Here is a 21,345-nt window from a genome sequence, read left to right as displayed (position 1 = left end):
CAAAAATAGAGACCTGCGGGTCTCTATTTTTTTAACTATTTTCTACAAAAGCATTGTTTTTTAGGACAATGTGGCATTAGATAACCCAACAAAAAGTGAATTTTGCTCGGCATGACAAGAGACTATTAGATGAAAAATATTATTTGTGATATCGATGGTGTACTACTGCACGACAATAAACTGATCCCCGGCAGCGACAAATTTATCCAACGTATTTTAGCGCAAGGCAATCCATTAGTCGTTCTCACCAACTATCCAGTACAAACGGGTAAGGATCTGCAAAACCGCTTAAGTGCTGCCGGTATGGATATTCCTGAAGAATGTTTTTATACCTCCGCCATGGCAACCGCCGACTTTTTAAAACACCAAGAAGGCAGCAAGGCCTTTGTTATCGGTGAAGGCGCCCTCACCCATGAACTCTACAAAGCGGGCTTTACCATTACCGATATTAATCCCGACTTTGTCATTATTGGAGAAACGCGTTCCTATAACTGGGAGATGATCCATAAGGCTGCAGGTTTTGTGGCTCGCGGTGCGCGCTTTATTGCAACCAATCCAGATACTCACGGCCCAGCATTTAGTCCTGCATGTGGCGCGCTATGCTCTCCCATCGAACGTATTACCGGTAAAAAACCCTTCTACGTGGGCAAACCGAGTGCCTGGATTATTCGCTCAGCGCTTAATCATATTGATGGCCACTCGGAAGATACTGTCATCATAGGCGATAATATGCGCACCGATATTTTGGCGGGCTTCCAAGCTGGGCTTGAGACCATTCTGGTCACTAGCGGCGTGAGTAAGCTCGAAGATATTGATAAAGAGCCCTTCCGACCAAACCATGTGTTTGCCTGCGCGGGCGATATAGACGTTGTTTAAATCTTCACTTTAATTAAGCTCATTTCCCAATATGTGCCCAGTGCTTACGGCTCTGGGCAATATAAACTAAATAGAGGCTGTTCATAATTCTGTGTCAGGTTAATTTCACAGATCGATATGGTTTTCTAAGCGCCCCTTTAAAGTGGATTAAAAGCTGCGATAATTTCAATTTTGGATGAAGTGGCTAGTAACACCTTTAGAACGGCATCACAAACTTCATTGTAAAACAGCCAGTTACCCCTCCCTACTTCTTGCCATATCCGCATAACGAGATAGAATGCTTCTAATAACATTGTTTTGTGAGGCATTGATGGACAAGCAAGAGATTATCAAAGAGCTAACAAAATTTAGAGAGCGTTTAGTAGACGAAGTCGTCGTAGCAGCCTACCAAAAACGCAGTAAAGAATTTGGAGAACAACGCTTCAGTGCTTGGCAGAGAGCATTACATCAATACTTCAAAAAGCAATTACCAAGAGCAATTAAAAACTACAATCAATTATTCTCTCCATATGAAATTTATCAAACTAGGTATGGGGAGTCGGATGCTGACTACTTTATTAGAAACACGGGTATCAAAGTTGATTCATTTTTAGATTCGTTAATTCTTGATATACAAAATAATGAGTATGATTTCACTCCAATCAATAAGGAAGTTAAACAAGTGGAAACAACACCCAAAGAAAAATCCAAAAATGTCTTTATTGTTCACGGCCATAACAACGAAGTTAAGCATGAAACGGCACGCTTTATCCAAAAGCTAGGTTTTGAGCCAATCATTCTTCACGAACAAGCTAGTGGTGGAAGCACTACAATCATCGAGAAAATCGAAGAGTATTCTGATACTACAGATTTCGCTATCGTTCTATACACTGCAGATGACTTAGGTGAGGTAAAAGCGCAAGCAGAAACCGGTAACCTAAAAGCTAGAGCAAGACAAAATGTTGTCTTTGAACATGGTTTATTGATAGGTAAGCTAACTCGAAAAAATGTAGTACCCTTAGTTGCTGAGGGTATTGAAATACCAAATGATATTAGTGGTGTTGTATACATTAGAGAAGACTGGAAAACAAAAATTGCATTAGAAATGAAGAAAGCTGGCTATGATGTTGATATGAATAAACTTTACTAGTTACCACTAGAGTGGAGTCCCTTGCTAAACACATCATAGAATTGTTGTGATACAAATGGTTAACTCATTTTATCAGGCTTGCTCATTACCAATATCAACCCCGACTTTGTGATTGTCGGTAAAACCCGCTCCTACAATTGGGAAATATGACCTATGTAACACGCCTCGCCCAAAGGCGTATTGCATAGGGTAAAGCAACATTAAGTAACATATTCGCCTTCTTCTCAGCCTTGTGGCTCACAGCGGCTTGCTTCATGATAAGTCTCGCTTCTGATTGATTAACAGAAATCTAAAATACCTTAATTAAAACAACAGTAGGATTAACCTATGCGACGTCTGTATCCGTTATGCGCGCTAGCCTTGCTCAGTGCCTGTAGCCCTCATTCGGCACAACCTGATACCAATAACAGTGCCGCACTTAAACCCGTGCAAATGAATGAAGCACGTTTTAGAAATGATATTAAAGCCCTATCATCCGACGAATTTGAAGGCCGTGCGCCGACCACTCACGGTGAAAAACTCACCTTGGACTATTTGACCAAAGCCTTTACAGAGATGGGACTCAAGGGCGCGTACCAAGGCAGCTTTTTACAACCTGTGCCTATGGTGAGCTATACCGCAGATGAAGCGCAGCAAGTCACGCTGGCAGGGTTACCCTTTAAATACCGACAAGATATCGTCCTCAACAGTCGCCACGATAACGGTGGTATTCGTGTTGAGAACGCACCATTAGTCTTCGTCGGCTATGGGGTGAACGCCCCTGAATATGGTTGGAATGATTACCAAGATCTCAATATGAAAGGCAAAATTGCGGTGATCTTAGTGAACGATCCCGGCTTTGCTCGCCCTGACTCAGGGAAATTTACTGGTAAAGCCATGACCTATTACGGCCGCTGGAGCTACAAATTTGAGGAAGCGAGCCGCCAAGGCGCCCTTGGCGCACTGATTATCCATGATACCGAGCCCGCCTCTTACCCTTGGTCCGTGATAGAAAATAGTTGGACTGGACCACAGCAAGATCTGGTGCTAAGTAAAGCCGAGCAAGATAGTCGAGTGCAAGTCGAAGGCTGGCTCACCTTAGATGCCGCGACGCAAATTTTTGATAAAGCGGGTTTATCACTGCCTAATTTAATGGCGCGCGCCGCCGACAGCCCAATCAATTTACCCCTTGAGCAAACGGCCAACATCGCTTTTAAAAACAAAGCCGAATATGCGAATAGCTACAATGTGGTCGCCACACTTCCCGGCAACACACAAGCAGATGAACAAATCCTCTTTACCGCCCATTGGGATCACATAGGCAAAGATGAAACGAAAACAGGCGATCAAATTTATAACGGCGCCATGGATAATGCCTCGGGTATTGCAGGCATTTTAGAAATCGCCAGACAGCTTGTCGATAATGTCAAACAAGGCCACGGTTTAGCCCGTTCGGTCACCTTTATTGCTACAACAGGTGAAGAACAGGGCTTACTCGGTTCGCGCTATTATGCCGCTAATCCACTTTATCCGATCGACAAAACCGTGGCAGTGCTAAACCTAGACAGCACCAATATCTACGGTAAAACCAAAGACTTTACCATTGTCGGCAAAGGTAAATCAGAGTTAGAAACCTACCTTATCGATGCAGCTAAACAACAAAATCGTATCCCCATGGGTGAAAAAAATCCCGCTTCGGGCGGTTTTTTCCGCTCAGATCATTTCAGCTTTGCCAAACTGGGCGTACCCGCAGTCTTTGCCGGCGGCGGTAGCGATCCCATAGATGAGGCCACGGCTGCCTATAAAACCCAGATGCAAGCCACAATGAAAGGCTGCTATCACAATGTCTGCGATGAATATCGTGAAGATTGGGATTTAAGTGGCGCGCTGCAAGACTTGCAAATCTACTACCAAGTCACACGCACATTGGGCAACAGTAAAGATTGGCCGGGATACTATCAAGGCACAGAATTCAATAGCCTGCGCCCAGCCAAAACAACGCTGGTAACGGACGCAAAATAGCAGCTTGTATCAGTGACAGCTTGTGCGAGGCGGCTTAGTTAGTCGTCTCTTATTGGCGCCTGCTAGTAGAACCTGCGAAATAAAGCGCCAAGCGTCTCCTCCACCAGCCAAAGCGCCAAACAAGACCTACAAGCACGTGAACCATTCACGTGCTTTTTTTGTTTTCAGCTCACAAACAATGCCGTTATCGCGAAATATCCATCCTGCCACACAATTCTGAATAGGCTTATACCATTTTTTGATGTCAAACTCGGCGCATTAATTGATTAAAAATAAAACACTTAAACGTGACAACTCATTGTTTAAGGTCTTTTTTAGCGGTTTTTCTATCATCGACACTTTTTCAAAACACATTGTGAATTCCCCAAAACTCCCCGCGCCAAATCAAAAAATAAAAACAAATAATCAAAAATAACTCAATTTTAATGAATTATTCTCAAATAAAATCATTAAACACAAACATCAAAATCAATAAAATCACCAATAAATAGATAAATCATCAAAAATAGTGTTTGGCAAAACGCTAAATAGCTGGCACATTAAACCTCAATTGAGACATCCTCAAATGACAGACAGTGTGGGAGTTGTACTATGTGTTCAATCTTTTCGATTTTAGATATCCAATCTGATGCCAAACAACTGCGCCAAGTCGCGCTAGAAATGTCTAAGCTTATGCGCCATCGTGGCCCTGACTGGTCAGGTATTTATGCCAGCGATAAAGCGATTCTTGCCCATGAGCGTTTAGCGATTGTTGACATTGAACACGGTGCCCAGCCGCTGCTGACTGAAGATGGCAGTTTGATCCTCGCGGTCAACGGCGAAATCTATAACCATAAAGAATTGAAAGCCCAGTTAGGCGATAAGTACAGCTATCAAACCAACTCTGACTGCGAAGTGATCTTGGCGCTGTATCAAGAATACGGCACTGAATTTCTAGATAAATTAAACGGTATCTTCGCCTTTGTGTTATATGACAAAGCTCAAGATAGTTACCTTATCGGCCGCGATCACATGGGTATCATCCCGCTATACACAGGCCGTGACGCTGCGGGTAACTTCTATGTTGCCTCAGAGATGAAAGCCTTGATGCCAGTGTGTAAAACCGTAGAAGAATTCCAACCTGGCCAATATTTTTATTCAAAGGATGGTGAAGCCGTTAAATACTATAGCCGAGATTGGCAAAGCTATGATGCAGTTAAAGATAATCCAGCCAGCCAAGAAGAATTGCGTGACGCATTAGAAGCGGCGGTCAAACGTCAATTAATGTCAGATGTGCCCTATGGTGTGTTGCTGTCAGGCGGCTTAGATTCATCGATCATTTCCGCCATCACCCAAACCTTTGCTAAGCGCAGAATTGAAGATGATGGTGAGACCAACGCTTGGTGGCCACAGTTGCATTCCTTTGCCGTCGGTCTAAAAGGTGCGCCCGATCTTATCGCCGCCAAAAAAGTCGCCGATGCCATTGGTACGATTCACCATGAGATCCATTTCACCTTCCAAGAAGGCTTAGATGCGATTAAAGAAGTGATCTATCACTTAGAAACCTACGATGTCACCACCATACGTGCTGCCACGCCAATGTATTTAATGGCGCGTAAAATCAAAGCTATGGGCATTAAAATGGTGTTATCGGGCGAAGGTGCTGACGAGTTATTTGGCGGCTATTTATACTTCCATAAAGCGCCAAACGCACAGGCATTCCACGAGGAATTAGTGCGCAAACTCGATAAACTGCATCTGTTCGATTGTCTGCGTGCCAACAAAGCCATGGCCGCTTGGGGATTAGAAGCTCGCGTGCCCTTCCTCGATAAAGAGTTTATGGATGTGGCAATGCGTATCAACCCTGAAGCGAAAATGTCTAAGGATGGCCGTATTGAGAAACACATTCTGCGTAAAGCCTTTGAGCATAAATTGCCAAAAGAAGTGGCGTGGCGTCAGAAGGAACAATTCAGTGACGGCGTGGGCTACTCTTGGATTGACGGTTTGAAAGAACAAGCGGCGGCGCAGGTCGATGATTTGCAACTGGCAAATGCGAAATTCCGCTTCCCCTATAACACGCCAGAAACCAAAGAGGCGTACTTCTATCGCTGCTTCTTTGAGGAACATTATCCACTGAGCGGCGCTGCAGAAACGGTTCCAGGCGGTAAATCCGTCGCCTGTTCAACACCAGAAGCACTAGCTTGGGACGAAAGCTTACGCGGCATTATCGACCCATCGGGCCGAGCAGTACGCTCAGTGCATACCGCAAGTTATTAATGGTCTAACATTGATGGACTCCATTCATAAACTAGGTTGACTAACTGATTCAGCCCCCAACCTAAGTGCACTTAGTGCGACAGACTTACCGAACAAATACAAAAGCCACCCCTAGGTGGCTTTTGTATTTTGATACTTTTTACTTTTATTGCTTACTCACGCACAACATTATGGCTTAACTCAAAACCAAACTAGGCCGACAACGCACTGAGTGGCTGGATTTGAGAGTGAGCTTGAGAGTGAGCTTGAATATGAGTTTGAGTTTGAGTATGCGCATTGGCTTGCACTTGAGCTTGAAAATAAGTATTCCTCTGCGTCAACGCCATCGGATCTTGGGTTAAAAACTGCTTTCCAGCACTCAGCCCCGCATGATAATCATGGCGTAAATCCGTATCGGTACTGCCCAGCAATTTACTCTGCAAATTTTCAGTAGCAAAAATCTGCACTATCTCCACATCCTCTGGTGGATTAGCGATAAACGCCAATTCATCCTGATAGGCTTGTTCATGTTGCACTAAATAATCTATGGTTTTCGGGCAAAAGCCAGAAACACAAATCCACGATTTTAATTTATGGACCCAAGCCGATTGCGCCTGAAAATCCTCGCTCACAGTGCGGATCACCACAATTTTGCGGGCACCACGACGATAGGCCTCACGCACAGGTAAAGGCGCAGCTAAGCCGCCATCGAGATAAAAATCACTGTCAATACCTTCGCTTGATGCTGCACCGTGATCAGAGACGCTATTATCAGAAGCGTTATGATTAGCCGCGCCGTTATTAGAAGCCTTGTCGCTATTACAGGCATTGTCACTATTACAGGCGCTGTCACTCAGCCAAGGCGTGAGTTTCACCCCTTGTTTATACAAAAATGGTAATGCGCTAGAAGCTTTTAACAATTCGCGCCACTGGCTTTTACTGCTTGGACTTAAAAAATAACCCTTGCGATCACTGGCATTCGTGGTGGTGATCAGTAACTGCCGATGACCGAGTGAGGCCGTCGCCGCATTAAGATCTAATTTAAACATCCCCTGTCGCGTCTGATCAAAATACCAATCTAAATCGACCACATTGCCGCCGACTAACCCGCGACCGAGTCGATAGAAGCGTTTATGGCGCGATAAACCGCGGATCAAGCGTTTGGCATAACCCTTTTGTCTAGCTAAAAAGCTGGTTAAATTTTGCGAACCTGCCGACGTGCCAATAAATAAATCGAAGGGATCGAATCCGCCATCGAGCCAAGCATCGAGCACGCCTGCGGTGAATATACCGCGCTGACCACCACCTTCTGCAATCAGGGCCACCTGTGGGCTAACGTTAGATTGAGCGTCTATTGTGGTTAACTGGCTGGCGGCGTGCATAGGAAAACCTTATCGAATAATTCATATAAGGCGAGTCTAAACAAGCTAAACGAGAAAGGATAACGGATAGAAGCTATCACCTTAATAGATAAACACTATTAAGATGATAAGCCTCACTGGATTAATCCGCGCAAAAGCCAAGAATACAGGCAGAGCAACGGGTGATTATTCGCGCAAGATTGGCCCATTCGCTCAAGCTTGTTCATCATCCTTAACGAACAAGCTCTTTTCACATCAATACATTAAAACTTATGACTCAGCTCAAGCGTGATATTGCGTGGCTCACCGGGGAAATGACCATTACGCTCACTAAAGCCACTGACGGCATATTCCTTATCGAAGATATTTTTAAGATTTAAACGGACTTGAGTTTGATCCCACTGTGTTGTCCAGCTCATATCAAAAATCGTATGGGGCTTCACCGTTTGACCATCGAGGCTGAACTGCTCACCCACGTAATCCATACCAAAGGCAATCGCCGAATTGAGTGCATTGATATCGTAACGGGTCCATATCCCCGCTTGATGACGCGGCGCATTGGCAAAATGTTTACTATCGAAGGTATTGGTTAAACTGTCATCAGTCACCCCTTTAATCACTTCGGTCTCGTTATAGGCATAGTTTGCCGTGACAGTCAGGTTATCGGTTAAATCCCCCACCAGCGTCCATTCAATGCCTTCGCTGCGCACTTCACCAAAATTAAGCATTGCAGGAATACCATCGTCATCGCCAGTATCTAAAGGGTTAGCTTGGGCAACATTTTGCTTTTCAATGCGATATACAGCGAGCGTGGTCATAAACTGGCCATCAAGCCATTCATTTTTCATCCCTAACTCAATTTGATTACCGGTTTCAGGATCGAGGAAACCATCCCCAATATTCTCAGCTTGATTGGTTAAAGATGTGGGATTAAAGCTCTCTGAGTAATTCAAATAAAAGGACGTTGAATCGATTGGGCGATAATTAAGCCCTGCCCTTGGTGTTATCGCATTATCGCTGAAGGAAAAACCCGTCGCCTTATCATATTCATCAAACTGACTAAAACGAAGCCCAGCGATCAATGACCACTGTTCGTTAAAGTGCAGATGTTCCTGCACATAAACGCCATAGCGATTAGCGCGTATACCATCGGTATTTTTATCTTTTAGGTTATAAGTGCTTGGGTTGGTTTCACCATAATTAAGGTCAAAAATATTCAGGTTACCGACACCCTCGTTAGAGGTCGCCAATTTATAGTGATATTCGGTTTCGACGTAGTGGTAATCACCACCGAACAGGAATTCATGTTCAAAACCTAAGGCATCGAATGCGTAGACAAAATCATTGGTTAAACTGATCTCATCATTAGCCCTTGATTGCACACGGTATTCACGCTTAATAGTGCCATCACCCATAATGGGCTTTTTATTGGCATCTAAGGTCGCCCAACCTCTCGATTCATGGTATTGCTGATCCGAATCATTATTCAGATAGCGGACTTGAGTCTTGACCGAGAAATTATCGGTAAATTGATGATCGAGAATCGCTTGCAGCACCAATGCATCCATCTTCTGGAAGTCACTCTTCTCATTGGCATTATAGGAAGGCGCGACAAGGAAATTGCCCGCATCATCGACGGGAACACCGCGAAGTCGGTTACCGCCTAAATCCTGCTTAATAATATCGAAGGTGGTGGTGAGCTTAGTATCATCACTGATTTCGTAGAGTAACCCACCCGCCACTTCGGCATTTTGGCTATCGGCATTATTACGAAAGCTATCTTCCTGCTGATAATAGGCGCCAAAACGATAGGCGAGATTTTGGGTTAGGCCGCCGGTGAAATCCAGCGAGCCACCGATCATATCCTCGCTGCCGGTGCTTAATGTCAGTTCTTTGCTCTCGATAAAGGTTGGTTTTTTAGTGACATAGTTAATCATGCCACCGGGTTCACCGCCACCATAGAGTGCGGATGCAGGGCCTTTTAACACTTCAACCCGCTGCACATTAAAGAGTTGCGGCACTGAGAACCCCGAATAGGGATCGCCCCTTACCCCATCATAAAAAACGTTGGCATCGTCACGGAAACCGCGAAAGGTCACGCCGGAATAACTGAACTCACTCACGCCCGCAATAGAGCGATATAAATCGGTAATATTGCGCGCGGCTTGGTCGACGATTAACTGCTCGGTCAGCACTTGCACAGACTGCGGCAATTCCATCACATTAATCGCCGTCTTAGTACCAATCGTTGTTTCTTTATCGACGTACATTTGCATTGCGCGGCCATGGACAGCAATACGTTCGGGCGTCACTAACTTAGCGTCAGGTTCAGAAGCATCAGCAGCAGGAATAACATCAGACTGAACCGTATCCGAGCTAGGCTCGATGTCATTTTTTATTGGTTTTTCAGTGGCAAACACCCAAGAGTGTTGAGCTAAAGCGAGTGCGATTAATGAATAGGCGAAACGAGATTTCACAAGATACCCCAAAATATTGAGCAAACCTGCGGTTTACCCTTGTCATATTAAATTGGTCGTCATTATAAAGTCTGACGCAAAGATGACAATAATTCTCATTTAAATTTACATCCATGGGGTTTTGTTGCAATTGTAAAGATAAGGTTGACCTTAACGACGCCATTATCACCACAACACGAATAGACCATTTCTTTGTCTATATAAAGTCAGTGAAATTCTCAATAATTCTCACTAAAACAACCTGCAAAACTCTCAATAAAAAAAGCCAGCATGCTAATGCTGGCTCTTAAAATGTTTAAAGAAACTAAGTTAAAAAATACTTTCATCAAGCGATGTTAGCATCTCACTCGCCTGCTCAATTTGCTTACGCAGACTGCGACCTTGCACCGCCCAGTAAGCCATATAAAAATCGGCCGTTTTCAATTTAGCTTGGTAAAATGCGGTTTCTTCAGTGCCCAGCTCCAGTGCAGCTAATGCCACCGCGGCGCTTCTGGCCCACATCCACGCCAGCGCCGTCACCCCAAACAACTCCAGATAAGCCATAGAGGCTGCGCCGATAATGTCAGGATTGGTCGCAGCTTGTGCAGCTAAATAACCACTGGCCTTTTGCAAATCACCCGCACAATCCATTAAACCGCTCACGTAAGGTTGCATCGCCGCATTCGTGCTATGTGACTTTATAAACTCAGTCACTAACGCCGACCATTGCTGCATCGCCGCGCCGCGGTCGCTAAGCAGCTTACGCCCCACTAAATCTAACGCTTGAATACCGTTAGTGCCTTCATAAATCAGTGCAATACGGCTATCACGCACAAATTGCTCCATACCCCACTCATGAATATAACCATGTCCGCCAAACACTTGCTGTGCATCGACACAGGCATTAAAACCACGGTTAGTGATAAAACCTTTCACCACTGGCGTGAACAGTGCCGCTAATTGGGAAGCAACTTTGGCTTTGACGGGATCGGTATGACGCTCAGCTTCATCTAGCCACAAAGCTTGTTGTCCAACTAAGGCTCTTGCGCCTTCATTAAAGGCTTTTTGCGACAGCAACATGCGGCGCACATCGCCGTGAACCAAAATCGGATCGGCGGCTTTTTCTGGGGCTTTGGCACCGCTTAAAGCGCGGCTCTGTAATCTGTCTTTGGCATAGGCCAGCGCATTTTGATAGGCGATTTCAGAGACGCCCAGTCCTTGCACACCAACCCCTAAACGCGCTTGGTTCATCATAGTAAACATGGCGCGCAGTCCTTGGTGTGGCTCGCCGACAAGCTCGCCCAGCGCACCTTCAAACACCATCACACAAGTTGAGTTACCGTGAATGCCCATCTTATGTTCAAGGCCACTGGCATATAAAGTGTTCGGCGCGCCTAAACTACCATCGTTATTCACTAATACTTTAGGCACGGCGAACAAAGATATGCCCTTCACGCCTTCAGGTGCATCCGGCAAACGGGCTAATACGAGGTGCACTATATTGTCGGTGAGTTGATGATCGCCTGAGGAGATAAAAATTTTCTCGCCGGTAATAGCAAAAACACCTTCAGATACTGGCACAGCTTTCGTGCGTAATAAGGCTAAGTCAGTACCGGCGTGGGACTCAGTCAAGTTCATGGTTCCAGTCCATTCACCGCTGACTAATTTGCTTAAATATTTTTGCTTGAGTGCGTCACTGCCGTGGGCATGGATGGCGGCATAGGCGCCATGGGTCAAACCGGGATACATGGCAAAGGCCATATTGGTTGCCGTTTGTATCTCAGTGGCAAAAATCCCCACCACTTCGGGTAAACCTTGGCCGCCATATTCAGGATCGCAGGTCAGCGTCGGCCAGCCATTATCAACAAACTGCCGATAGGCATTATCAAAACCCTCAGGCGTAATCACCTTACCATCGACCAACTTACAGCCCTGCAGATCGCCGACACTATTGAGCGGCAGCATGACTTCGGTACTAAAGTCGGCCATACCTTGCAGGATCGCATCGACAAGATCTGGGTCGATTTCATCGAACCCCTTGAGTGCATCTTGCTGATAAATATGTAACATCTCATCGAGGATAAATTGATAGTCGCGCAGCGGCGCTTGATAGACTGGCATAATCGCTTCCCTTTTCTTGTTAGACTGCAACTCAACTAAGTGATCTGACCACTTTGATGCTTTGACCACTTTAGCTAAATCTGTTGAAAAAGGAAGCACTAGAACCCAAGGACAGTGACTTTTGTTTACACAAACGAACAGCAAAACCGTAAATTGATCGCAACAAAGCCTTATGTTATAGCGGAAAACTTTGTAAGCTAACTGCCTGTTTTTCTGATATGCAGCAGAGTTAAGGATATTGTTACTATGGGTTCTGTCACTACTAAAAAGCACGCTAACGGGCTTGATTATGTCGAAGTGAATACGGCGTTATGTCAGGCAAGAATTTTTTTGCAGGGCGCGCAAATCGACTATTTTCAACCCGTAGGCAAACCACCTTTGCTGTGGGTTTCATCGGCTGACGATTATCAACCCGGTAATGGGATCCGTGGCGGTGTACCCGTATGCTGGCCTTGGTTTGGCATGAGTAGTGAAGCGAACTTTCCCCAACACGGTTTCGCCCGAACCCGTATTTGGGCGCTGGAATCGGTAGAAATGCGTAATCAACTCGTAGATTTGCGTTTTAGCTTAACCATCAGCGAAGAAGATAAAGTCTATTGGCCGCATAACACTGAGGTTAGCGTGTTATTAACCCTAGGCGATACCCTAAGCATTAGCCTTGTGAATACCAATTTAGGCGATGAAACCGTGACGCTTACCCAAGCGCTGCACACTTATTTCCCAATTGAAGATATCCACCAACTCAAAGCCAGCGGTTTTAGTGGTTCAAAATACATCGAATTTGCCGAGGGGCCTTATCCGCAAACCACGGATGAAGTGCTGTTTGATCGCGAGACAGATCGTGTCTATACCGAACTCGGCCCAGTGCAGTTATTGCATACGCCGCAAGGGACAATCGAAGTCAGCCGTGAAAACAGCCAATCCGCGGTATTATGGAATCCATGGATTGAAAAATCACAACGCCTTGGCCGATTTAATCCAGAGGATTATCTGACCATGGTCTGCCTAGAAGCGGCCAATGTATTAGAAGATAAAGTCGTGCTCGCGCCAGGTGAAACTCACAGTTTAGTGACCCACATTCGTTGGAAAGACTAACGATTTAATATCCAAGTTATTAATATCCTAGTCAAAAACGATACAAACAAAAATGCCCAGTTCGATACTAATGCAGACTGGGCATTTTTATAACAGACGACTCTTAAAACAAGATGGCTTATTTAGCCGTTTTTTCTAAGCGTGCCAGCAAGCTAGACGTATCCCAACGGTTACCGCCCATGCCCTGCACTTCTGAATAGAATTGATCCACCAAAGCGGTTAAAGGCAAATGTGAACCGTTGCGGCGCGCTTCTTCTAAGGCGATGCCTAAGTCTTTACGCATCCAATCGACGGCAAAACCAAAGTCATAGCTTTGGCCCCACATCGTCTTGTAGCGATTTTCCATTTGCCAGCTTTGCGCCGCGCCTTTGCTGATCACTTCAATGACTTTCTCGCCATCGAGCCCTGCTTTACGGGCAAATTGCAGCGCTTCCGCTAAACCTTGTACCACGCCCGCGATACAGATTTGATTCACCATCTTAGTTAACTGGCCAGCACCGACGTCACCTAAACGCTCGGCGCAGCGGGCAAAAGCTTCAATCACGGGTTTAACACGCTCAAAAACCGCTTCATCGCCACCAACCATCACAGTCAAGGCGCCATTTTCGGCGCCCGCTTGACCGCCAGACACAGGCGCATCGAGGAAATCAATGCCCTTTTCGGCTAAGACTTTGGCAAGCTCGCGGGCCACATCTGCCGAAGCCGTAGTATGATCAACCAGCACTGTGCCCTTTTCCATACCGTGAATAGCGCCATCACGCCCTAATACCACTTCACGCAGATCGTTATCATTGCCCACGCAAGTAAACACAATATCTTGACCTATTGCAGCCTCTTTGGGCGTTGGGCAGCAACGTCCGCCATAGGTGTCGACCCAAGCTTGCGCCTTAGCAAAAGTGCGATTATAAACAGTGACCTCATGGCCCTTGTTGAGTAAGTGTCTTGCCATGGGGTAACCCATTACGCCTAAACCAATAAATGCGACTTTTGCCATGAAGTGATCCTCAGATAGATAAACAGGGTGAATCAATTAGAAATTGCAGAATCGGGTTCTGTTTCGTTTGCCCAATATGTTATCGCTAAAACCTCAATAACAAATACTAAAAAAATGCCAGTAAGTGTTTCAATCTATAGGTTCAATTGAGGATGTTAATTTAGGGGAATGGGCAGTAAAAATAGTGGCGGCAGTTTAACATTCATCCCGCATTGCGTCAGTGAGAAATCAAACCAAGTGGCAAACGCACTTTTCGGCAGAGACAACAAAGGCGCCATAAGCGCCTTGGTTGAGTCAATTTATACGGTTATTTCACTACATGTGCTTCCATTTCGGCGCCAATTTTTTTACGCATTTCCATCAAGCGCAGTGCTGAATCACGCAGATGAATATCATGTTCCGTCTCAGGTATCCACTCAGGTACAGGCGTAGGTTGGCCGTTTTCATCCACCGCCACCATGATCACAATACAGTGAGTGGTGAGATGACGCTCAGATACTTTAGGATCGCCCGCCCGCACATCGATACCAATATGCATAGAGGTTTTACCCGTATAAATCACTTTTGCGCTGACTTCAACGATATTGCCCACCAAAATGGGTTGCACAAAACGAATACCGCCCGCATAAGCAGTAATACAATATTTACCACTCCAACCCGCGGCACAGGCATAGGCCGCGAGATCGATCCACTTCATCACCGCGCCGCCGTGAACTTTACCACCAAAATTCACATCCGCAGGCTCTGACAAAAATCTCAGGGTACTTTGTCTCTCGATACCAGCCATTTTACCTCAACTTATTTAGCCTCAGCGGCCTAATGTTTTCGCACAATAAGTTGAGTTTACGATAGAAATCGCTAATCGCGTAAAAATTATTACGATTGACCTCGTCAATGAATTCGATTTAGCCAAAGTGAGTAATGAGTGTGCAACATACTAATAGGCATGGTAAAGCTAAACGATAAATCCATAGCTGAAGTGATCTCGTGATAAAACGAGAACATTTAGCAAACGTATAAATCCCCAAACCTAACAGGAAAAAGCCTAACACCTCAAACCCTGCCAACATATCCGAAGTTCCTCCGGAGTATATCGCTGTCACCAGTAAAGCAAACCAAATGGCTACATAGGCAGTAATCGCAAACGTGAAGGTCTTTATCCCAATTTCCATTTCTGGATGCCAGATCTTAGACTCGCCACGGATCAATTCGGTCAAATTTGCAGTTAAGGCACCGATTATAGGGACAAGCGGGATAACCGCCGGATTTAACATGACATGCTCCATTACAAACTGAATAGGCTGCCATTATCTGTAGTAGAAAAGATTAAACAAGGGAGATGAACAAAGATTAATAATAAATATATCAATAATTTAATAATAAACGCAGTACACAAAAAATGCGCCATAGGGCGCATTTTTGGGGCGATATTGGTCTTTAAACTTTCTTAAATAATAATGAACCGTTCGTACCACCAAAACCGAAGGAATTACACAGAGCGTAATCTAACTTCACATCACGAGCAGTATGGGCGACAAAGTCTAAGTCACAGCCTTCATCTGGATTATCCAAGTTAATCGTTGGCGGTACAGCTTGGTCGCGCAATGCTAATAAGGTGAAAATCGCTTCAACCGCTCCTGCAGCACCTAATAAGTGACCCGTCATCGATTTAGTCGAGCTAACCAGCACTTTATACGCATGGTCGCCAAATACAGACTTAACCGCTGCCGCTTCGGCTTTATCACCCGCTGGCGTCGACGTACCGTGGGCATTGATATAACCAATTTGCTCTAGTGATAACTTAGCGTCATTAATAGCATTGACCATAGCAGCCGCAGCGCCTGCGCCGTCACTTGGTGGCGAAGTCATATGGAACGCATCACCGCTCATACCAAAACCGACTAACTCGCCGTAAATGGTCGCACCGCGCGCTTTAGCGTGCTCGTATTCCTCCATCACCATCACACCAGCGCCATCACCAATCACAAAACCATCACGGTCTTTATCCCATGGGCGACTCGCGGCTGTAGGATCATCATTGCGAGTCGATAATGCTTTAGCAGCACCAAAACCTGCCACGCCTAAAGGAGATGTCACATCCTCAGCACCGCCTGCAACCATCACATCTGCATCGCCATAGGCAATGGTGCGCGCCGCAAAACCGATATTATGTACGCCCGTAGTACAAGCAGTCGTCACGGCAAAATTGGGCCCTTTCATGCCAAACATGATCGACAAGTGGCCCGAAATCATATTGATAATGGTGCTAGGTACGAAGAAAGGAGAAACCTTACGCGGGCCACCATTCATCAATGCACTGTGACCTTGTTCAATCAACCACATACCACCCATACCAGCACCAATAGCAGTGCCGACACGACCAGGATTTTCTTTGCTCATATCCAGACCTGAGTCTTGGATTGCTTGGATGCCAGCCGCCATACCGTATTGAATAAAGAGGTCCATCTTACGGGCATCTTTTTTCGTTACGTATTGCTCAACATCAAAATCTTTTACTGAACCACTGAAACGAGTGGTAAATTCACTGGCATCAAATTTGGTTATAGGTGCAATACCACTTTTACCTGAAAGCAAAGCCTTCCAAGTAGTATCGACAGTATTGCCCACTGGAGTTACTAACCCCAAACCGGTTACCACTACACGACGTTTAGACACGGCAGTCACCTTTAAATACTAAATTTGTTAGTTCTCATAGCTAAAACAAGGTTTTCTATGATTAGACAATTTATTGCATAGAAGTCGCCAATCTGCGGGCAACATCTCGTGGATAACAATATAAAACACGATCCAGAGACAATTGAATGGCACAGGGGCAGAGTTTGACGGGGGTAAAACAAAAACAGGCGGCAATAAATGCCGCCTGTCTTCAAGAATTCAGAATTACTGATTCTTAGAAACGTAGTCGATCGCTGCTTGAACAGTAGTGATCTTTTCAGCTTCTTCATCAGGGATCTCGGTATCAAACTCTTCTTCTAGAGCCATAACCAACTCAACAGTGTCCAGAGAATCTGCACCCAGATCGTCAACGAAAGATGCCGCTGGCTTAACGTCTTCTTCTTTAACGCCCAGTTGCTCTACAATGATTTTCTTTACACGTTCTTCGATGTTGCTCATTAGTTTTCTTTCCTATTCAAATTACGCACTTGCGTAAGATTGCGAGTAGTTTATTAGATTTGGCTGACAATGCAAGCTTAGTTTTCGTGGTCTAACCACAAAATTTAACAACCAATTGATGCAGATCACTACTCAATTGGAGACAGTATCCCTGCCATCCGCCCTTAAACCATGTACATTCCGCCATTCACATGTAAAGTTTCACCTGTGATATAAGCAGCAGAATCCGAGGCTAAAAAGAGCACAGCATTGGCAATTTCTTGCGCTTGCCCTAATCGTTCCATCGGAACCTGAGACATGATAGCTTTTTGCTGATCTTCGGTCAGCTCATCAGTCATATCGGTCTGGATAAATCCAGGAGCGATAGCATTAACCGTAATTTGACGAGATGCAACCTCTCTTGCAAGAGATTTTGTAAATCCGATCAAACCCGCCTTTGCTGCCGAGTAGTTAACTTGACCTGCATTACCCATGGTGCCTACCACTGAACCGATATTGATGATACGGCCAAAACGCTTTTTCATCATGGTACGCATCACAGGCTTTGATAGTCTAAATAATGATGTCAGGTTAGTGTCGATAATATCCTGCCATTCATCATCTTTCATCCGCATCAGCAGATTATCACGGGTGATACCCGCGTTGTTGACTAGAATATCAACATCACCCGCTTTTTCTTTGATCGAGGCGAATAAATGTGTAACAGATTCACTATCTGTGACATTAAGCACTAAACCAAAACCTTTGTCACCCAGATATTCTTGGATCGCCGCTGCGCCCTTCTCACTGGTTGCGGTTCCAATAACCACTGCGCCCGCTTCCACAAGTGTTTCGGCAATCGCACGGCCAATACCGCGGCTCGCACCTGTCACCAAAGCCACTTTGCCTGTTAAATTCAGGTTGAAACTCATACAAACTCCTTACTCAGTTAATGCCGCTAATGAAGCTACATCATTAACCGCTTGGGCTGATAGTGATTTATTAATTCGTTTTGCTAATCCTGTCAATACTTTACCAGGACCACATTCTACCAATTGAGTAATGCCTTTTTGGGCCATTAATTCAACGCTTTCGCTCCAGCGAACAGGACAATATAACTGACGCACTAACGCATCTTTAATATCGTCGGCAGAGGTAGGTGAAGCCACATCAACATTATTAATCACAGTAATCGTTGGGGGAGTAAACGGTACATCGTTTAATGCCACGGCCAATTTATCCGCTGCCGGTTTCATTAATGCGCAGTGTGATGGCACGCTGACAGGTAAAGCCACCGCCATTTTAGCGCCCGCGGCTTTACAAGCCGCGGCTGCACGCTCAACTGCGTCTTTTTGACCTGCAATAACCACTTGGCCAGGGCTATTGAAATTAACAGGGCTGACCACTTCACCTTGAGCCGCTTCGGCGCAGGCATTAGCGATACCTTCGTTATCTAAACCGATAATGGCATACATAGCACCGGTTCCAGCTGGAACCGCTTGTTGCATTAGTTGACCACGCAGTTCAACTAATTTAATCGCATCTTTAAAATCAATAACACCTGCACATACCAGCGCTGAATATTCACCTAAGCTGTGACCCGCTAACATGGCTGGCATGGGTTTACCTGAAGCCACGTAAGCCCGCCAAATAGCGACACTGGCGGCTAATAACGCAGGTTGTGTTTTATCCGTTTCATTTAAGACTTCAACAGGACCTTGCTGAACCAAAGCCCATAAATCATAGCCTAGAACATCACTCGCCTCTGCAAAGGTCTGGCCTATAATAGGTTGTGACTCAGCGAGTTCGGCTAACATACCTAAGGCTTGTGAGCCTTGTCCTGGGAATACAAACGCGACATTTTCCATATTCAAATTACCTATGGCGAACTTAATTTATTGAAATTAATCTACACACCTAACATAAGCTAATGCTATGTCACTTAGATGAAAAACTTAGAAACGTACTAATGCACTGCCCCACGCAAATCCCGCACCGAAGGCTTCAAGTAGCAATAATTGCCCACGTTGAATTCGTCCATCACGCACGGCCTCATCTAATGCAATGGGTACTGACGCGGCGGAAGTATTACCATGTTTAGCTAAGGTCAATACGACTTTATCCAAGCTCATATCGAGCTTTTTCGCGGTAGCATTAATAATGCGGAAGTTGGCCTGATGTGGCACTAACCAATCAATTTCTGACTTATCGATATTGTTAATGCGTAAAGTCTCAGTCACGACATGGGACAACTGAGTCACTGCCACTTTAAAGACATCATTGCCTTTCATGGTCATAAACCCAACCGCTTCGGAAGTTTCTCCTTTACGTGGTGGGAAAGCACATTTGAGCAAATCACCTTGACGCCCATCAGCGTAAATATGAGTCGAAATGATCCCTGGCGTTTCAGATGCGCCAATAACGGCAGCGCCCGCGCCATCCCCAAAAAGAATAATTGTCGTGCGATCTTCTGGCCCACATAAACGAGACAAGACGTCAGCACCGATCACTAATACTTTTTTAGCGGCGCCCGTTTTTACAAATTGATCGGCAACAGATAAAGCATAAACAAAGCCTGAACAAGCTGCTGCAATATCGAAAGCAGGAATGGTATGTACCCCAAGCATAGCTTGGATTTCACAGGCCGCCGCAGGAAAAGCATTCGGCGCGCTGGTGGTACCACAAACGATCATGTCTAAATCTGATGCTTCTATGCCGGCCATTTCCAGCGCTTTTAATGCCGCTTGATAGCCCATAGTTGAAACGGTTTCATCGAACGCTGCAATGCGGCGCTCTGATATACCAGTACGTTCAACAATCCATTGGTCGGTGGTTTCCACCATTTCTTCCAAATCTTGATTGCTACGCACCTGCACTGGCAGATAGCTACCAGTTCCGAGAATTTTTGTATGCATAAGGAGGGATCAGTTATTTATATCTAAAAGAATCGACTCTAAACGATCTTTTATCATTTCAGGGAGTCGACGTTGAGCTTCTGTTACTGCCAAACTAATTGATTGTAAATAGGCAGTTTCATCCGCATTTCCATGGCTTTTTACAACTATTCCGCGCAATCCTAACAGACTTGCACCGTTATAGTGGTCGGGGTTCATCTGACTAAGAACCGCCTGAATGCGAGGAGCGATAAGTTTAGCCAAGAAACGCACGAATAAACCTTGGGTTAATCCCCGTTTTAACTGATGTACCAATAACTTGGCAATGCCTTCTGAAGTTTTGAGCGTGATATTTCCCACAAAACCATCACAAACGATGACATCTACGTTACCGGAATAGATTTCATCGCCTTCGATAAAACCAGTGTAATTGATTTGTTCAGTATGCTGCAGTAACTGTGCGGCTTGCTGAACTTGATCGTTACCTTTAATTTCTTCAACGCCGACATTAAGCAACGCAACCTTTGGACGCGATTTTTTATCAACCGCTTCACATAAAACCGAACCCATAACGGCAAATTGAAATAAGGTTTCAGAATCGCAGGAAACATTTGCACCAAGATCTAGCAAATAAACCGGTTTTTGAGTCACAGCGGGTAAGCAGCTCACTAATGCGGGACGGTCAATGCCGGGCAACGTTTTTAACAGTACTTTTGCCATAGCCATCAAAGCCCCGGTATTGCCAGCACTCACACAGGCTGACGCACGTGCATCGCGGACCAACTCAATAGCCAAACGCATCGAACTATTTTTACGCGTACGTAAAGCGTGTACAGGCCTATCCGACATACTCACGACTTCATCGGTATGAATGACTTCAATACGAGAAAGTAACTGCGGATCTGCTTGACGTAAATAGACATCAATTTCAGTCTTATCACCGACTAAAATGATTTGAAGAAAAGAGTGTAATTGTAGTGCCCGCAAGGCTGCAGGCACTGTGACGTGGGGGCCATGATCACCACCCATCGCATCTAACGCAAGCGTCAGACTCGTCATTAGGAAGCCA

At 45.3% G+C, this 21,345-nt stretch carries 17 protein-coding genes; 5 read left to right on the top strand and 12 right to left on the bottom strand.

The genetic code is table 11. The features are described 5' to 3' along the window. Nucleotides 1–129 precede the first annotated feature (129 nt). The 4 genes from MZ182_RS07840 (at nt 130) to asnB (ending at nt 6,262) form a co-directional block, all read left to right on the top strand. Entirely contained in the window at nt 130–876 is a 747-nt protein-coding gene (locus tag MZ182_RS07840; RefSeq protein ID WP_011789714.1) for an HAD-IIA family hydrolase, read from the top strand. Between the two features lie 310 nt (nt 877–1,186). Then, nucleotides 1,187–2,005: a TIR domain-containing protein gene (locus MZ182_RS07835; RefSeq protein ID WP_025008262.1), complete on the top strand. Its 819-nt coding sequence runs from the start codon at nt 1,187–1,189 to the stop codon at nt 2,003–2,005. A gap of 327 nt (nt 2,006–2,332) precedes the next feature. Beyond that, nucleotides 2,333–4,006 carry a M28 family metallopeptidase gene (locus MZ182_RS07830; protein ID WP_025008261.1) on the top strand — a complete coding sequence of 558 codons (1,674 nt, stop codon included), beginning with the start codon at nt 2,333–2,335 and terminating at the stop codon, nt 4,004–4,006. Between the two features lie 591 nt (nt 4,007–4,597). After that, complete coding sequence (asnB, locus tag MZ182_RS07825; protein ID WP_011789716.1) at nt 4,598–6,262, top strand: asparagine synthase B; 1,665 nt, start codon at nt 4,598–4,600, stop codon at nt 6,260–6,262. 191 nt (nt 6,263–6,453) lie between these two features. Here the strand turns inward: asnB and MZ182_RS07820 are convergent, their stop codons facing one another. The 3 genes from MZ182_RS07820 to MZ182_RS07810 form a co-directional block, all read right to left on the bottom strand. Next, nucleotides 6,454–7,623 (bottom strand): patatin family protein, encoded by a 1,170-nt coding sequence (locus tag MZ182_RS07820; RefSeq protein WP_248066515.1) that lies wholly within the window; start codon nt 7,621–7,623, stop codon nt 6,454–6,456. Between the two features lie 242 nt (nt 7,624–7,865). Then, on the bottom strand, nt 7,866–10,079 hold the full coding sequence (locus MZ182_RS07815) for a TonB-dependent siderophore receptor (RefSeq protein ID WP_248066513.1): 2,214 nt from the start codon (nt 10,077–10,079) through the stop codon (nt 7,866–7,868). A 309-nt stretch (nt 10,080–10,388) separates the two neighbouring features. After that, nucleotides 10,389–12,179 carry an acyl-CoA dehydrogenase C-terminal domain-containing protein gene (locus MZ182_RS07810; RefSeq protein WP_115015255.1) on the bottom strand — a complete coding sequence of 597 codons (1,791 nt, stop codon included), beginning with the start codon at nt 12,177–12,179 and terminating at the stop codon, nt 10,389–10,391. A 246-nt stretch (nt 12,180–12,425) separates the two neighbouring features. On the opposite strand from MZ182_RS07810, the gene MZ182_RS07805 reads away from it, so the two are divergent. Continuing rightward, on the top strand, nt 12,426–13,274 hold the full coding sequence (locus tag MZ182_RS07805; RefSeq protein ID WP_248066511.1) for a D-hexose-6-phosphate mutarotase: 849 nt from the start codon (nt 12,426–12,428) through the stop codon (nt 13,272–13,274). 118 nt (nt 13,275–13,392) lie between these two features. Here the strand turns inward: MZ182_RS07805 and MZ182_RS07800 are convergent, their stop codons facing one another. The 9 genes from MZ182_RS07800 to plsX form a co-directional block, all read right to left on the bottom strand. After that, nucleotides 13,393–14,268: an NAD(P)-dependent oxidoreductase gene (locus tag MZ182_RS07800; protein WP_248066509.1), complete on the bottom strand. Its 876-nt coding sequence runs from the start codon at nt 14,266–14,268 to the stop codon at nt 13,393–13,395. A gap of 307 nt (nt 14,269–14,575) precedes the next feature. Then, nucleotides 14,576–15,055 carry an acyl-CoA thioesterase gene (locus MZ182_RS07795; protein WP_011789722.1) on the bottom strand — a complete coding sequence of 160 codons (480 nt, stop codon included), beginning with the start codon at nt 15,053–15,055 and terminating at the stop codon, nt 14,576–14,578. 118 nt (nt 15,056–15,173) lie between these two features. Then, nucleotides 15,174–15,542, bottom strand: a complete 369-nt coding sequence (locus MZ182_RS07790; RefSeq protein ID WP_011789723.1) for a hypothetical protein — start codon at nt 15,540–15,542, stop codon at nt 15,174–15,176. A 163-nt stretch (nt 15,543–15,705) separates the two neighbouring features. After that, complete coding sequence (fabF, locus tag MZ182_RS07785) at nt 15,706–16,944, bottom strand: beta-ketoacyl-ACP synthase II (protein WP_014610333.1); 1,239 nt, start codon at nt 16,942–16,944, stop codon at nt 15,706–15,708. A gap of 225 nt (nt 16,945–17,169) precedes the next feature. After that, nucleotides 17,170–17,403, bottom strand: coding sequence for an acyl carrier protein (acpP, locus tag MZ182_RS07780; protein WP_006081231.1), 234 nt, complete (start codon nt 17,401–17,403; stop codon nt 17,170–17,172). Between the two features lie 164 nt (nt 17,404–17,567). After that, a complete protein-coding gene (gene fabG / locus MZ182_RS07775; protein ID WP_011789725.1) occupies nt 17,568–18,314 on the bottom strand; it encodes a 3-oxoacyl-ACP reductase FabG in 747 nt (248 codons plus the stop codon). A gap of 9 nt (nt 18,315–18,323) precedes the next feature. Then, the gene (fabD, locus tag MZ182_RS07770; RefSeq protein ID WP_011789726.1) at nt 18,324–19,250 is read right to left on the bottom strand and encodes an ACP S-malonyltransferase; all 927 of its coding nucleotides are present in this window, start codon (nt 19,248–19,250) and stop codon (nt 18,324–18,326) included. A gap of 87 nt (nt 19,251–19,337) precedes the next feature. Continuing rightward, on the bottom strand, nt 19,338–20,297 hold the full coding sequence (locus MZ182_RS07765) for a beta-ketoacyl-ACP synthase III (RefSeq protein ID WP_011789727.1): 960 nt from the start codon (nt 20,295–20,297) through the stop codon (nt 19,338–19,340). 9 nt (nt 20,298–20,306) lie between these two features. Continuing rightward, nucleotides 20,307–21,335, bottom strand: a complete 1,029-nt coding sequence (plsX, locus tag MZ182_RS07760) for a phosphate acyltransferase PlsX (RefSeq protein WP_248066507.1) — start codon at nt 21,333–21,335, stop codon at nt 20,307–20,309. Between the last annotated feature and the right edge of the window lie 10 nt (nt 21,336–21,345).

The sequence above is a fragment of the Shewanella sp. JNE2 genome, assembly GCF_023159115.1.
In the GTDB taxonomy this organism is placed as follows: Bacteria; Pseudomonadota; Gammaproteobacteria; order Enterobacterales; family Shewanellaceae; genus Shewanella; species Shewanella putrefaciens.
This window is presented reverse-complemented; position numbering and strand designations above follow the sequence as displayed.